The 13,190-nt window shown below is 45.9% G+C and carries 15 protein-coding genes; 4 read left to right on the forward strand and 11 right to left on the reverse strand.

Translation table 11 applies throughout. The features are described from left to right. Nucleotides 1-198: a hypothetical protein gene (locus tag P0M28_RS07135; protein ID WP_302210863.1), complete on the reverse strand. Its 198-nt coding sequence runs from the start codon at nt 196-198 to the stop codon at nt 1-3. A gap of 117 nt (nt 199-315) precedes the next feature. On the opposite strand from P0M28_RS07135, the gene P0M28_RS07140 reads away from it, so the two are divergent. Further along, complete coding sequence (locus P0M28_RS07140; RefSeq protein ID WP_302209022.1) at nt 316-561, forward strand: hypothetical protein; 246 nt, start codon at nt 316-318, stop codon at nt 559-561. Next, nucleotides 562-963 (forward strand): type II toxin-antitoxin system VapC family toxin, encoded by a 402-nt coding sequence (locus tag P0M28_RS07145; RefSeq protein ID WP_302209023.1) that lies wholly within the window; start codon nt 562-564, stop codon nt 961-963. Nucleotides 964-1,031: 68 nt separating this feature from the next. Here P0M28_RS07145 and aroF read toward each other — a convergent pair whose 3' ends face one another. Further along, the gene (gene aroF, locus P0M28_RS07150; protein WP_302209024.1) at nt 1,032-2,066 is read right to left on the reverse strand and encodes a 3-deoxy-7-phosphoheptulonate synthase; all 1,035 of its coding nucleotides are present in this window, start codon (nt 2,064-2,066) and stop codon (nt 1,032-1,034) included. A 115-nt stretch (nt 2,067-2,181) separates the two neighbouring features. On the opposite strand from aroF, the gene P0M28_RS07155 reads away from it, so the two are divergent. After that, a complete protein-coding gene (locus tag P0M28_RS07155) occupies nt 2,182-3,318 on the forward strand; it encodes a hydroxymethylglutaryl-CoA reductase (RefSeq protein ID WP_302209025.1) in 1,137 nt (378 codons plus the stop codon). A 194-nt stretch (nt 3,319-3,512) separates the two neighbouring features. On the opposite strand, the gene P0M28_RS07160 is transcribed toward P0M28_RS07155, so the two are convergent. From P0M28_RS07160 to P0M28_RS07200, 9 genes are all read right to left on the reverse strand, one after another. Further along, on the reverse strand, nt 3,513-4,124 hold the full coding sequence (locus tag P0M28_RS07160) for an SRPBCC family protein (protein ID WP_302209026.1): 612 nt from the start codon (nt 4,122-4,124) through the stop codon (nt 3,513-3,515). Between the two features lie 60 nt (nt 4,125-4,184). Continuing rightward, nucleotides 4,185-4,358 (reverse strand): hypothetical protein, encoded by a 174-nt coding sequence (locus P0M28_RS07165; RefSeq protein ID WP_302209027.1) that lies wholly within the window; start codon nt 4,356-4,358, stop codon nt 4,185-4,187. A 6-nt stretch (nt 4,359-4,364) separates the two neighbouring features. Then, nucleotides 4,365-4,868 (reverse strand): SRPBCC family protein, encoded by a 504-nt coding sequence (locus tag P0M28_RS07170; RefSeq protein WP_302209028.1) that lies wholly within the window; start codon nt 4,866-4,868, stop codon nt 4,365-4,367. A gap of 151 nt (nt 4,869-5,019) precedes the next feature. Next, entirely contained in the window at nt 5,020-5,889 is an 870-nt protein-coding gene (locus P0M28_RS07175) for an RNA polymerase sigma factor (RefSeq protein WP_302209029.1), read from the reverse strand. A gap of 76 nt (nt 5,890-5,965) precedes the next feature. After that, a complete protein-coding gene (locus P0M28_RS07180) occupies nt 5,966-6,622 on the reverse strand; it encodes an ATP-binding cassette domain-containing protein (protein ID WP_302209030.1) in 657 nt (218 codons plus the stop codon). Then, entirely contained in the window at nt 6,619-6,921 is a 303-nt protein-coding gene (locus P0M28_RS07185) for a hypothetical protein (protein ID WP_302209031.1), read from the reverse strand. The genes P0M28_RS07180 and P0M28_RS07185 overlap by 4 nt, the downstream gene beginning before the upstream one ends. Further along, nucleotides 6,914-8,263: an amidohydrolase family protein gene (locus P0M28_RS07190; RefSeq protein ID WP_302209032.1), complete on the reverse strand. Its 1,350-nt coding sequence runs from the start codon at nt 8,261-8,263 to the stop codon at nt 6,914-6,916. Before P0M28_RS07190 ends, P0M28_RS07185 begins: the two co-directional genes overlap by 8 nt. Before the next feature lie 57 nt (nt 8,264-8,320). After that, on the reverse strand, nt 8,321-9,049 hold the full coding sequence (locus tag P0M28_RS07195; protein ID WP_302209033.1) for an SIMPL domain-containing protein: 729 nt from the start codon (nt 9,047-9,049) through the stop codon (nt 8,321-8,323). Next, nucleotides 9,049-12,081 carry an amidohydrolase family protein gene (locus P0M28_RS07200; RefSeq protein ID WP_302209034.1) on the reverse strand — a complete coding sequence of 1,011 codons (3,033 nt, stop codon included), beginning with the start codon at nt 12,079-12,081 and terminating at the stop codon, nt 9,049-9,051. Before P0M28_RS07200 ends, P0M28_RS07195 begins: the two co-directional genes overlap by 1 nt. 338 nt (nt 12,082-12,419) lie before the next feature. Between P0M28_RS07200 and P0M28_RS07205 the strand changes: the two genes are divergently transcribed. Next, complete coding sequence (locus P0M28_RS07205; RefSeq protein ID WP_302209035.1) at nt 12,420-13,184, forward strand: RDD family protein; 765 nt, start codon at nt 12,420-12,422, stop codon at nt 13,182-13,184. Nucleotides 13,185-13,190: the final 6 nt, after the last annotated feature.

Genomic DNA, 13,190 nt, shown 5'->3' on the forward strand with positions numbered 1-13,190 from the left:
CTAGACCACCCGCCGCCTCACCGCCCCAGCTACTGACTGTACGCTGCGATACAAGCTCCGAAACTCATCTAGGTTCAGTTGTTGAGCGGCATCGGATTTGGCTACTTTAGGGTTGGGGTGTGACTCAATGAGTAGTCCATCTACTCCCATTGCTACGCAGGCGCGGGTGAGGTCGGGTACTCCGTAGGCGTAGCTAATATCTAGTCACAGGAAAGGTAATAATTCGAGTATCAGTAGTCTACGCCTCATTTAGTTTTTAGTGGCTATTGCAGTATACGCATGGTTTATATCTGACAATATTACTATCTTTAATCTATGGAAAACATCACTGTTGATAAGTTAATGCGCCTGATTGTTTCATTAGACACTGCTAAAAAACTGGAGATTATGGCGCAACTCTCGGAAAATCTTAAGGCAAGCTTTCGGATGAAAGATAAAGATACGGAAAAGCAGACTTTACTGAACAAACTAGCGGGAGCCTGGAACGATACGGATGAACAGTTGGCAGATAGTATTGTCAATAGCAGAACAGTCTCTGATAAGAACCTTAAATTTAACTAGGTGAGATACCTATTGGATACTGATATTTGTGTTCATTTACTGCGAGGCAAACAGGGTATAAAAGAGAAAATTGAGCAAGTTGGTATAAAAAATTGCTTTATCTCCGAGATCACTGTAGCTGAACTAAAGTATGGGGCTGAAAAAAGTGATAATCGTGAAAAACACTCCCAAGAAGTAGAGGAGGTGGAAGAACTATTTACGGTGTTACCGATCTACCCTAGTTTTGACAGGTTCGCCTTAGAGAAGGTCACATTACAAAAACAGGGTATACTAATCCCAGATTTTGATCTTCTCATTGGAGCTACCGCAGTGGCTAATCAGCTTACTATGGTAACCAACAATGAAAAGCATTTAAATAGAATACAAGGCATTAGGATAGAGAATTGGGTTACGCCCAGTTAATTCGCAATAAGTCAATACCTATGGCTATTCGCTTGTCATCACTTAAGATATCCAATATAGGAAGGTGATTAGACCACCTTCCTACCCACCGCCTCAGCTACTGACTGTACGCTGCGATACAAGCTCCGAAACTCATCTAGGTTCAGTTGTTGAGCGGCATCGGATTTGGCTACTTTAGGGTTGGGGTGTGACTCAATGAGTAGTCCATCTACTCCCATTGCTACGCAGGCGCGGGTGAGGTCGGGTACTCCGTAGGCGTAGCCCATGGCGTGGCTGGTATCTAGAATTATGGGAAGATTGATGTGCTCTTTCAGGTAAGATACTCCGCACAAATCCAGGGTGAATCTGGTTTTAGTCTCAAAGGTACGAATACCGCGTTCGCAGAGCATTACTTGTTCGTTGCCACCGGATAGCACGAACTCCGCCGCTTGCACCAACTCCTGAAGCGTTGCTCCAAAGTGACGCTTCAAGAGCACCGGTTTGCGAGCTTCTCCACAAGTGCGAAGAATTCCGTGGTCGTACATAGCTTTGGCTCCGATTTGTACAATGTCGGCGTGCTCAATTACTGCCTCTACATGGGTAGCATCCCGCACTTCGGTAATGATATTAAAGCCGTACTCTTCCCGAATCTGCGCTAGCATCTTCAGCCCTTCCATACCTAAACCTTGAAAGGAATAGGGAGAGGTACGGGGCTTGAAGCAGCCCGCTCGTAGGGTAGTAATGCCCAACTCTTTCAGCATATCAGCACAGGTAACAATCTGCTCCCACGATTCTATCGAGCAGGGTCCAGTAATCATCAAGGTATTATTCGTACTACCGCCAATCTTCACTGCCTGTTCCACAGTGGCGACTGCCGGACTGGTTCCGGGATTGATAGTAACTTCGCGGGTAGCGGGCTGATACGTTCGGCTCGCCAATTGAATATCCGAAGCCATCGCAAAATGTTCAGCAGTATATTCTCGCAAAAAGTCAGGGAGTTCTTTATTGCTGGATGAAGTAATCAGTATCGTTTGCCCTTCTCGGATAAAATATTGAGCTTGCGCCTGTTTAGCTAGTTGAGCTGCTAATTCAGTGTTAACCGTTTCTTTTAAGTGGATAATCATAGTGCAGTAGAAATAAAGGCTACAGTAAACAAAGCTGCAAGATAGGGATATCAATAAACAATCAGTACCGTAGCCGAGTATTTACTAGGATTGACCTTCCCCTGAATAAAATACCATGAACCAAGGAATAGAGCCTTCGCTTACCTCACTGCCAGATTCATCCACTGATAACGAGAAGATATCGTACCTCACCATACTAAACAACCAGCTAAATCAGAAGACTTTTCAGGGGCATATTGAGAATTTTGCCGGACTGTGTATGCTTCCTATCGGCCTGGCGGGCCCATTATGCATTCGGGGTGATTATGCCAACGGTAACTTCCGTATTCCGATGGCAACTACCGAAGGGGCATTGGTGGCATCCTACAACCGGGGCTTGCGGGCGGGACGAAAAAGCGGTGGTTTTTGGGCTAAAGTTATTGAAGAAACCGTGCAGCGTTGTCCCCTACTTAAATTCACGACCGCCCAGGAGGCTTTTTCGTTCATTCAATGGCTGGATAGTCAGCGAGATACTATTAAACTAGTGGCGGAAAGTAGTAGCCGTTACGCCGTTCTGAAGAACATCCGAACTATTTTAGAAGGCAACGAAGTAATTGTATGCTTAGAATACCAAACGGGTGATGCTAGTGGCCAAAACATGGTAACACTGTGTAGTCAAAAAGTGTGCGACTTCATTCGCGACTATGCGCCCACTTCACCGCAAGCTATTTATATCGAAGGGAATGCTTCGGGCGATAAGAAAGTCGGAATCCGGTCACTGGGTCGAACCAGGGGTAAGCGGGTAATTGCCGAAATTACCATTCCTAAGCAAATAATAAGCACAGTACTAAAAACTACGCCCCAACGGTTAGTGAACTTCTGGCAAAGCTCTACTATGTCGCAAATAAAAACGGGCAGTGCCGGAAATCAAGCCCACGTAGCGAACGGTTTAGCTGCCATGTTTCTCGCTACCGGACAAGATGTTGCCTGCATCTCCGAAGCAGCTACCGGATTTAACCGCGCTGAAGTTACTGCCAAAGGCGAATTGTATGCTTCGCTCACCTTGCCTAACCTGATTATCGGTAGCGTGGGTGGTGGGACCGGATTACCTACTCAACGAGAGTGCTTGGAAATGATGGACTGTTACGGAACTGGAAAAGCCAATAAATTAGCCGAAATCATGACGGCAGTTGCTCTAGCAGGCGAACTTTCTATCGGAGCCGCTATTGCCGAAGGGCATTTTACCCGCGCCCACCAGAAGCTAGGACGTTAGCCTGAACTTGGGTTTGGTGATATTAGACATTATCACAAATGAATTTTTATGAAACTTTAACTTGGCTGCAATCTCTCTTTATCCTCCGCGCCACGTCGGCTTCACCAGGGGGAAGAGGAGATAGACGGGTGAGGCTTAGCTATACAATGCCATTCGTGATAATCTCTATTAGTGTATCTTGAATTGTTAAGTGACTATTTTGTGATGGTAGGCTCAGGGTAATCGCTTTTTATCTCCGTATACTTACCGTTCATCGGAGTGACTTTCTCACCGGTCTCAACGTAGTGTTTCAGGCCAACGAGCGTACCAGCTAGCTGCTTCTCGAAGCCACCGCGGGCAATACCTCCCATAAAGGCTGGTTTAGTACGAAACTGGAATTCATAGGATGCGGTACTAGTACCATCGCCGTTGTCTTGGACTCCGTAGAACGCCCGCGAATTATCGAAGTTAAGTGGCACTTTTTTCCCACTTACGACTTGGTTTGTCATAATCATATTCTCCTGGTCAATGTCTACAATACGCTCGTGTACCCACTGAGAGCCTTTTTCATTAAAGTCGCACTTACGTTCAGCCCCTTCTTTGCCCTTCAACGAACCGTTTTCATAATTAGAAGAATATATATAGGAAGAGAAGTTAGATATTTCTCCGTAGTCGAGTACCATTGCTTCCCAGACCCGTTCGACCGGGGCGTTAATTTTCAATTCAGCTCGTACGGTTCTGAATTTCTTATCCATATCCTGCGCCGAGGCAAACGTTTCACTCAGTAGTAGAACCACAGCAGTAAGGGTTATTTTTAAAGTATTCATAGTATATTCGTCGTTTATAGTTCAATGATTGGATGCACAAGGCACCCGTGTGTTACAAAATTATTGGTAGCCCATCGCTTCTTTTCCTGAAAACTTCCAGAGATCTATCCTACCGACCGCGTAGACCAAGTAACGCATCTGAAAACCGAGAAGTCCTTGAGGTAATTGTTCCGAAAAGAATATAGTAAAGGGCAGATTAGCCGATAGCTGTCCTTCTGGTAAAGGTGAATGCATAGTTCATCAAGCAGCTTTCTTTGCCAGTTTCCGGTTAGCCTTCACCTTACGAGGATGTGGTTCGCCGTCGTGCTCTACGTAGTACTTAAAGTCCTCGACTGCCTCATCGAACAGGGTGTTCATCTGCATCTTCATCATCGGATTCATAATGGCTCCCACAAAGCCTTTTGTTGTAATGTCAGCGTTCATACTCAGGTGCGTTTTGTCGCCCTGCGCGGTGAGTTGCCAGGTATTAACCCCGGTGTCGATAAAGAAGGGAAACCCTTCGAGCACCTCGTACTGTAGCGTATGTTGCCTAGCATCAAATACTCTGACGACCTCTATGATTTTACCCTGGGTAGTGTTACAGGCGCGGTTGCTACAGCTAGCTCCTTCCATTGTCGGTTTACCAAAACTTTCGGAATGCCTTAGGCTGCTAGCCCATTTGTAGGCTTCGCCAAACTGGTTCCCTAACACTTCCCATACTTCGGCCACGGGCCGGTTGATGACTGTTTCTCGTTTGAAGTTCATTGCTTTTTCTTTTGGTGAATAAATTGCTTTCAACCATTAGATACCGGATACCGGGAGGTGTTACAAAACAAAAGGCTCTTTTTGCAGTAGATTCGCAAAAAGAGCCTAAAAAAGCATTTAAACCGTTCATTAGGGGCTGTAGGACAGGCCGTTATTCCAGATACTTCATGATATCTTCGTCCTCAAGTATCTCTCTGATTACTGTTTTTTCACCGAAGTCTTCGCGCGTCGGATGCTGGCGAAAAAGGGCTACGTACTTGTCTTCAATAGAATCCATCAAGTTCATATGCTCCTCCTCTACGTAATCTTCAATGCGGTTCTTTTCCGAAATATTGAACTGCATATTATTGGCATCCAGCAGCCCCATCGGGATAAGAGCTTTGGTTTTTTTAGGGCAACGACAAGGATTGCTCTTGTTGACCAGCCCGCACTTATTGTTCATGAAGTTATAGAGGTCTTTGCGTGCCCGATGCAGCTTAATCCGAAAGTTTTGCGGTGAGACGTTAAATATCTCAGCACCAATTTTATGATCGACGCCAAAGGTATCGCCCAGAATATAGATCAGTCGCTGCTCCCGATTAAGGCACATCAGCATACCCGACATGCACCGAATTTGCATCTCTTTGGATAGCTCTTGGTAGGTAATTTCTTCCTCTCGTGTCAGGTCAGGATTAGGAATAGAATCCAACCTTGCGCCGTATTCGTCCAGCGAACTAAACTGTTGCTCACCCTGGCGTCGCTTGGTTTGTAAAAACTCATTCGTCACAATCCGGTACAGCCAGGTACGAAACGAGCTGTTGAAGTTAAACTGCGACAGTTTGGTAATGACCTTAATGAGCACCTCTTGAGTGAGATCGAGCGCATCGTTGGGATCATGAGCCATTTTCCAGGCTACATTGTAGATGAACGGTTGGTGTAAGCGAATTAGTTGATCCAACGCACTTTGATCACCCTCCAGGGCTTGTTTCACCAGTCTTTGATTTTCCTCTTCGGAGTATTTTGACGATAAGGGGTTTTTCATAGTCATACTTTTGGATTAGATGCGAGAAGCTGACTGGTGTTACAAAAATTTTTTCTTCGCTCCCGATTATAAGATACTACTTGGGTAAGTATCCCCATTCTGCTAGTTCATTCGTATCTTTCATAACTCTAGTACCACCATCATGAATCAGAATAACCTTAGTTGCAATATCCAATACGTTTCGGTAATCGTGATCCGTAATGATGAACCCTTTTTCCTTACTTTGCTCTTGTATTATGTCTTTTATCTCATCCTTGTATATCGGAGCTATTCCGTTAAATGGTTCATCTAGCAGGGAAAATTTGCTGTAACTATAGACAATGAGTAAAATCTCTAAAACTCTGCGCTCACCTCCTGAAAGTTGTTTGCTTGTCTTGTTGAGAAGAGGCACGACCAATCGGTGGCTTTTGACTATTTCTGCCTGAGTTGGTTCACAAACTATGTTAATGATGTTAGCAATTTTCAGATGACTGGGTAGGTAACCATCCTGAGGCAGATAATTAATATACCGATGGCTATCTGATACTTTACGGATAATTTTATGATCTACTTTCACCATTTTACTGTCTGCCGAGAGAGAGCCAAAAATTATCTTTAGCAAAGTAGACTTGCCCGAGCCATTACGCCCCAGTAAACCAACTATTTCTCCTGTTTTACAAGAGACAAATACGTCAGTCAGAACTTGTTTGATGCCAAAGCTTTTGATAATGCTGTCAGCGCGTAGCTCGCTCACAGTAATGAGGTGACTAGGTTGAAGACAAGTGCCTGGGCAATGCAAGCGACCCACAACGCTAGTTTACTAATGCCCAGATTGTAGTAAAAATAATATTCGTGAGCGTACCTAAGCTCGTAGACAAAAAACTGGAACAGCGGAAGGATAAACAAATAAGCAAGCCCGGTATTAGTACTAATCGGCTTTCCATTCATACTATGCCCAATAAACCCCAGCAACACTGAAATAATGATAGCCGGTAGCAGAATTTTTTTCTGGAAGATAAAGATATAATAAGCCTTTTTAACCAAGCTACTCATTCCCTACATCGCGCTTTTCTCCTTCTTGAACTAAGGGTTCATCTTCGTACTTAGTGCGGTACTTTTCGTATAGCCGTTGTTGCAGAGCGGGAAGAGTGACTTCCCTTCCGTCGATAAACGCTTGCGTAATCTGGTTAGTCCGCATATCTAAGGCATCCCCTTCGGAGACGAATAAAGTAGCACTTTTCCCTTCCTCCAGCGTGCCGTAGCGGTCGCCGATGCCCAGAATTTGGGCATTGTTTTGGGTAATAAGTTGCAGTGCTTCTTCTTTGCTGGCTCCGTGGGCTACCGCACTTCCGGCCAAGAACGGAAGATTCCGGGCACTGGCGTTCATACCTCGTTCGTACCCCAAGCCTACGGTGAGTCCGGCTTCCAGCAAGCGCGAAGGTAGCTCGTAGGGTACGTTCACGGCATCATCCGGGCGGTTGGGTAGCACGTGAACATTTTTCACGATCACCGGAATATCCCGGGCTTTCAGGAAATCAGCTACTAGCAGGGCATCGCCACTACTTACCAGTACAATGCGCTGTACGCCCCGGTCTTCGGCAAAGCGGATTGCTTCAATAATCTGCTTTGCCTCATCAGCGTGAATGTGCAAGGCTTTGGAACCATCAAACAAGCCCATTAGTGCTTCTAGCTTGAGATTAGGCTCGGATGGCTGATTTAACTCGAGGTAGGTCGAAGCATCGGCGAATAATTCTTCCAGCATCCGGCGTTGCTCACTATACTTTTCATTCTTTACCCGCTTTACCGTGAACGTGGCAAAATCAAATTCCTGCCGGAACCGACCGGGCCAGTTGAAGTGCAGAGCATCGTCGGGCTGTACTACAGCATCTTCCCAGTTCCAAGCATCCAGTTGCATCACGGATGAAGTACCGGGAATGATACCACTCTGCGGAGTAGTTTGGGCTAGTAAGATTCCATTAAAACGCAGGGTAGGAATAATTTCCGAATCAGTGTTGTAGGAGATTACAGCCCGGACATTAGGATTTAGCGTGCCTTGTTCGGCTTCATCTATCGTGGCCCTCACCGCACCGATTTCCTTTAAACCTACCGTAGTATTGGGAAGAATAAAGCCGGGATAAATATGTTGCCCTTCGGCTGAAACTACCTGATATTCAGACAAATCCATATCGTCCATAGTGCTTGCTTCTGCTACGGTCTCAATTTTTCCATCACGAAAAGCCACAGCTCCGTTTTCAATTACCTCACCGTTTCCTACGTGAATAGTAGCCCCCGCTAATATGATAGGTTGCGACTGTGGCTCACCCGGGGATGGTACCTGCGCCTGAATGGTTAGGCTAACGAGCGAAAGAGAAAGAGTTGCTATAAAGTATTTCATAATTTCTTGTATGTGTTAGGGCGTTTACGTGTTAATGTACCAGCACTGCCAATCGTATTAAGATTTTTTTTCTTCTAATTCATAAATGATTAAAACCCGGTCGGTAACTACTACATCTTGCACTGAGAATCCTTGGGAGGATATAGACGGCTGCTCAGTAGCCGGAATCTCCATCAATTCTTCATAAACATAATCCGAGGATGATGATGTAGTAGGGACATTTCCGTATGTAATCTTTCGTATGGAGCCTATATTTACATTGTTCTGCTGAGCAATGATTTTAGCTTTAGAGTGAGCATCATTAATAGCATCGGCAATTGCCTTTTCTCTAAGCGTCTGCCTTAGAGTGCTTGAAAGCTGAAAACTGAAGCTCACCTGCGCCTCGACTTGATTTCTAGAAAAAGCATTAATGAACTTAGCAATCTCTTTCCGATCGTTAGTAAATTCCACGGATAATGTTTGAAACGCTACAAAGCCACTATCGTACTGCTCACCTCGTCGCCACGATGTATTAGTACCAGCATTAAATTCTAGGGTTTTTATTTTATCGGGTGAGTAATCTAGTGATTGAAATACATCAACGATTGCCTGTTCTTTGGCTATCAGAGAATCGATCGCTTGACCATAGCCAAGTTCTATTTCCTTTATAGAAACGCGAACAACACCTATATCGGGTGAAGTAAGTACTCGTCCGTAGCCTACTACTTCAAGCAGGCCATCCGGGCGACTCTGCCCTAGTAGCGAACCCGCCGAGATTATGCAGAAGAATAGCAATATCTGCCTCATTAGTGAATATGTTCAGTATGGCCGAAGCCGATGTCTTCGCAGTGGAAGAGTTGATTAAGGGTACGGCTGGCAGCTTGAGTAGAAGCTCCGTTCTTCTTGGCGTCTTGCATCTTCTGCACTAGCCGGGTCCGTTGTTCTGCTACCCACGTGATTTTCTCTTCATTGATTTCTACATCGTAGTAAATCTTTCCATCTACCATTGTCTTCTCCGCTCGAGCGTAGATAGAAAGTGGGTTATCGGTCCAGAGTACTAAGTCGGCATCTTTACCTACTTTGATGCTACCCATGCGATCGTCTAAGTGAAGCAGTTTAGCCGGATTGAGAGTCACCATTTTCCAGGCATCTTCTTCGGACATGCCACCGTACTTTACCGATTTGGCGGCTTCCTGATTCAACCGACGAGCCATTTCGGCATCATCGGAGTTAATGGCTACCGTTACTCCGGCCATATCCATCAGCGTAGGATTGTACGGAATGGCGTAGCGTACTTCAAATTTATAGGCCCACCAATCGGCAAAGGTAGAACCACCCGCACCGTGCTCGGCCATTTTATCGGCTACTTTGTACCCTTCCAGAATATGAGTGAAGGTGTTTACATCAAAGTCAAACTGATCGGCTACGTGCATCAGCATATTGATTTCAGACTGGACGTAGGAGTGGCAGGTAATAAAGCGTTCGCTATTCAGAATTTCAGCTAAGGCTTCCAGGGCTAAGTCGCGACGGGGAGCGGGGGTATTGGCTTTTTCTTTGGATGATAGAATTTCATATTCCTGCCAAGCTTGGTCATACTCTCTCGCCCGGGTAAAAGCATCTAGGTACACTTGCTCTACGCCCATGCGGGTTTGGGGGTAGCGGATAGAACTATTGTTGCTCGAGCGTTTTACGTTCTCGCCCAAGGCAAATTTGATATGCTCGTCAGCTCCTTCAATCAGCATTTCCTGCGGCGAAGAACCCCAGCGCATTTTCACTAAAGCCGACTGTCCACCAATAGGGTTAGCCGAGCCGTGCAGCAGTTGCGATGCCGTCACCCCACCGGCCAACTGACGGTAGATATTAATATCATCGGATTCAACTACATCTTTCATGCGTACCATGGCGGAGTTAGTTGCTACATCGTTCACGCTAGACAGGGCAATGTGGGAGTGCTCATCAATAATGCCACTGGTCAGGTGCTTGCCACTACCGTCAATCACCGTAGCCCCGTTCGCCGAAAGATTTTGACCGACTTCTACAATCTTCCCATCGCGCACCAGCACATCCGAGCTCTCTAAAATTCCTTGATCTTCGTTGGTCCAGACGGTAGCATTTTGGATTAGGTACGTTTCGGCCTCGGGAACGCGCTGCTGGTTGCCGTAGGGCAAAAACGGATAGACAATTTCGGATAGGTCATCAAGGGAAATGGTTTTGTTACCGGCAGCTTCTTCGCCGGTTTCTTCCAAGGCAGCTTGGTAGGTAGCTTCCCAGGATACCCATTCTCCGTCGGGTAGCTTGCCCCGTCCTTGCAGTTTTTGTCCTTCAATCCAACCCGATAGGCGAATGCGCTCGCTTTGGGTAGCGTTGGGGGCGAACGCCAAGGTAATGGTTTCTTGGGTTACGTCGGAGGTAACGTCAATCTTGGTAGTATCATCGGGTACAATCTGGAATTTGAGCTTGCCCGGCTGGCCACTTACTTGGAGCGGATAGCTTTCATCGCCTACCGCCAAAATGTACTCGCCCCGCAAATCATTCGCATCCATTTCGTTGATGATAAATGCTTTTCCCTGAACCCAATTTTCGTAAATCAGCGCACCCTCGTTAAAGATATTATCCGAAGTGATAATAAAATTCGCGATCGCTCCTGCCTGCAAGCTTCCCAGTTGACCGTCGGCTCGGACTAGCTCAGACGGGGTGGCAGTAAGTGCTCGCAGGGCTGCATCTTCCGGTAGTCCGTACTGAACGGCTTTTCGTAGGTTCTTGAGAAATGTCTTGCCGTCTTTAGTCCCTTCACTCGTGATGGCAAACAAAATGCCTTCCTGGGCCAACATGCCTAAGTTAGCAGGAGCCAGTTCCCAGTGCATCATATCAGCCAAGTCCACATTTTCGGCATCGTAGGGATCATCTACATCGTAAGCATCAGGGAAGTTCACCGGAACAATGAGCGGAGCATTCGTAGCTTTTACTTCTGCTAACCGCTGGTACTCGTCACCATTACCGCGAATAATGTATTGCTGACCAAACTCATCGCCGAGCTTATCGGCCCGAAGAATTTGCACCCAGCCGGGAGCATCAAATATTTGCGGTAGGTTTTGCAAGTCAATCCAAGCTTCTAGCGATTGGTCTACGTAATCTTCGTTATTCTCAGATTGATACCAATCGGCATTTAGGTAAGTCTGCCGTAGTAGGGCAATGAAACCCATTTTGGAGATAGGGTAGTACTGCGTAGAGCTTCCTTTCGCAAAGGAATAGTGAGATGCTGCCTCAGGCATGATAAGGGCTTCGTTGGCAGTTACATTGGTTAGGGTTACTAGAGCGGAAGAACCCCGGGCAATTCCATCTTGCTTATTGGTTAGTACTGTACCAAAGCCTAGTTCGCGGTAAACCTGGGCTTGCTCTTCATTCAGTGTAAAGTCATCGGCAGCACTGTACTGAGATTTAATGGCATCGTTCTGGCTAAAGGGGCCTTTGGTTTGAGGGCCTAACTTTTCAGCAACTCCCCATCTAAAACCTGATGATTTCTGAACCTCAGATAAGCCGTAGTGGCTGTACAGATCAACAAAGCTGGGGTAGATGTATTTTTCCTGTAAATTAATGGTGCGAGTGCCAGCCGGAGCAGTTATGTTGTTACCTACTGCTTCAATAAAGCCATCTTCAATCAACAGAGAGGCGTTTTGTAAAGTAGTTTGATAATCAACCACTACGGTAGCGTTGGTAAACAGGTAGCGTTCAGGACGGTCGTCACGCACGTCATTAACGGAGTAGATTTCATCTTGGGCAAAGGCTGAGTAGCAAAATAATAGCCCAAGCAAGCTTAGTAGCCAACGTAAATTTCTCATAAATCAGGTAGAATAAACGAACTATCGGCAAATGTAAGACTGCCTATACATTATAAACCTGGAAGTTACGTAATTTGTGATAGAAAATAAGCGGTGATTCTACTAAATTGCTGTAGTTTAATAAAATAGCTCGGTGCTGAACGCGAAGATTCTTTGGTAGGTATATCTATCCTGACTAACAGAAAATAAGAAAGCACCTTGACTGAGAGCCCGGTGCTTAATCAACTGCTTATAGGAATTTTTACACAGCTTTCAAGAAGGCGAGAATCCAGCTATTGGGTGTCATCTTCCGGTAAAGAGATGTAAAAAAATGTCATCGGTTGTATATTTGCTGTACTATGCCTATTGAATCTAGCCTCAAACCTAAAAAAATAGAAATTCATTCGCTTCAAGTGGATGACGAACTTCAATCGACTCGACTGGCTTCCTTTTCCCGCCGAACGATAGCCTTTGCCCTCGATTGGGTTATTATTATTTTGTGTACTGAGATGATGGCACTTATGCTGCCTTTGGCACTGATCTTCTGGCTTATTCGCGGAAGGGTGAAAAAATCGTTACGGAAGGGGCAACGGCTCATGAAACGAAGTATGTTACTGGCCGATCGGCAAATCGCTTCCTACGAAATAGATGTGAAAGTCCGGCGTCGCTTCACTCGCTACATGGTTATTTATCTCTACATTCTAATGTATTTGCCAATTGTGCTGGCCTTAGGATGGTCGGTTAGCTGGCTCGTGGAGTTGATTAATCCCGAGCAATACGGGGCAGTAGCCGAACGAGCCAATCAAATTTTTTCGTCGGTTTTTCAGCCTATCAGTAGTTTGAATACTGCCTTTGACCTGCTAATACGGTTTCTAGGCGCGTTTCTGTACTTTGGGCTATTCACCTGGCAGTGGGACGGACAAACGCCTGGTAAACGGTTGCTACATATTAAAGCTGCCAAAATCAGTGGTAAGCCATTTTCGTTCTGGTCAAGCCTAGAGCGGGCCACGGGCTACACCTCCTCGGCAGCCTTTCTACTCTACGGTTTCTTCCAGTGCTTCTGGGATCGGAACCGCCAAACCACCCACGATAAGATTGCGGAAACTGTGGTGGTTGAAGCGTAGATATTA

The sequence above is a fragment of the Tunicatimonas pelagia genome, assembly GCF_030506325.1.
In the GTDB taxonomy this organism is placed as follows: domain Bacteria; phylum Bacteroidota; class Bacteroidia; order Cytophagales; family Cyclobacteriaceae; genus Tunicatimonas; species Tunicatimonas pelagia.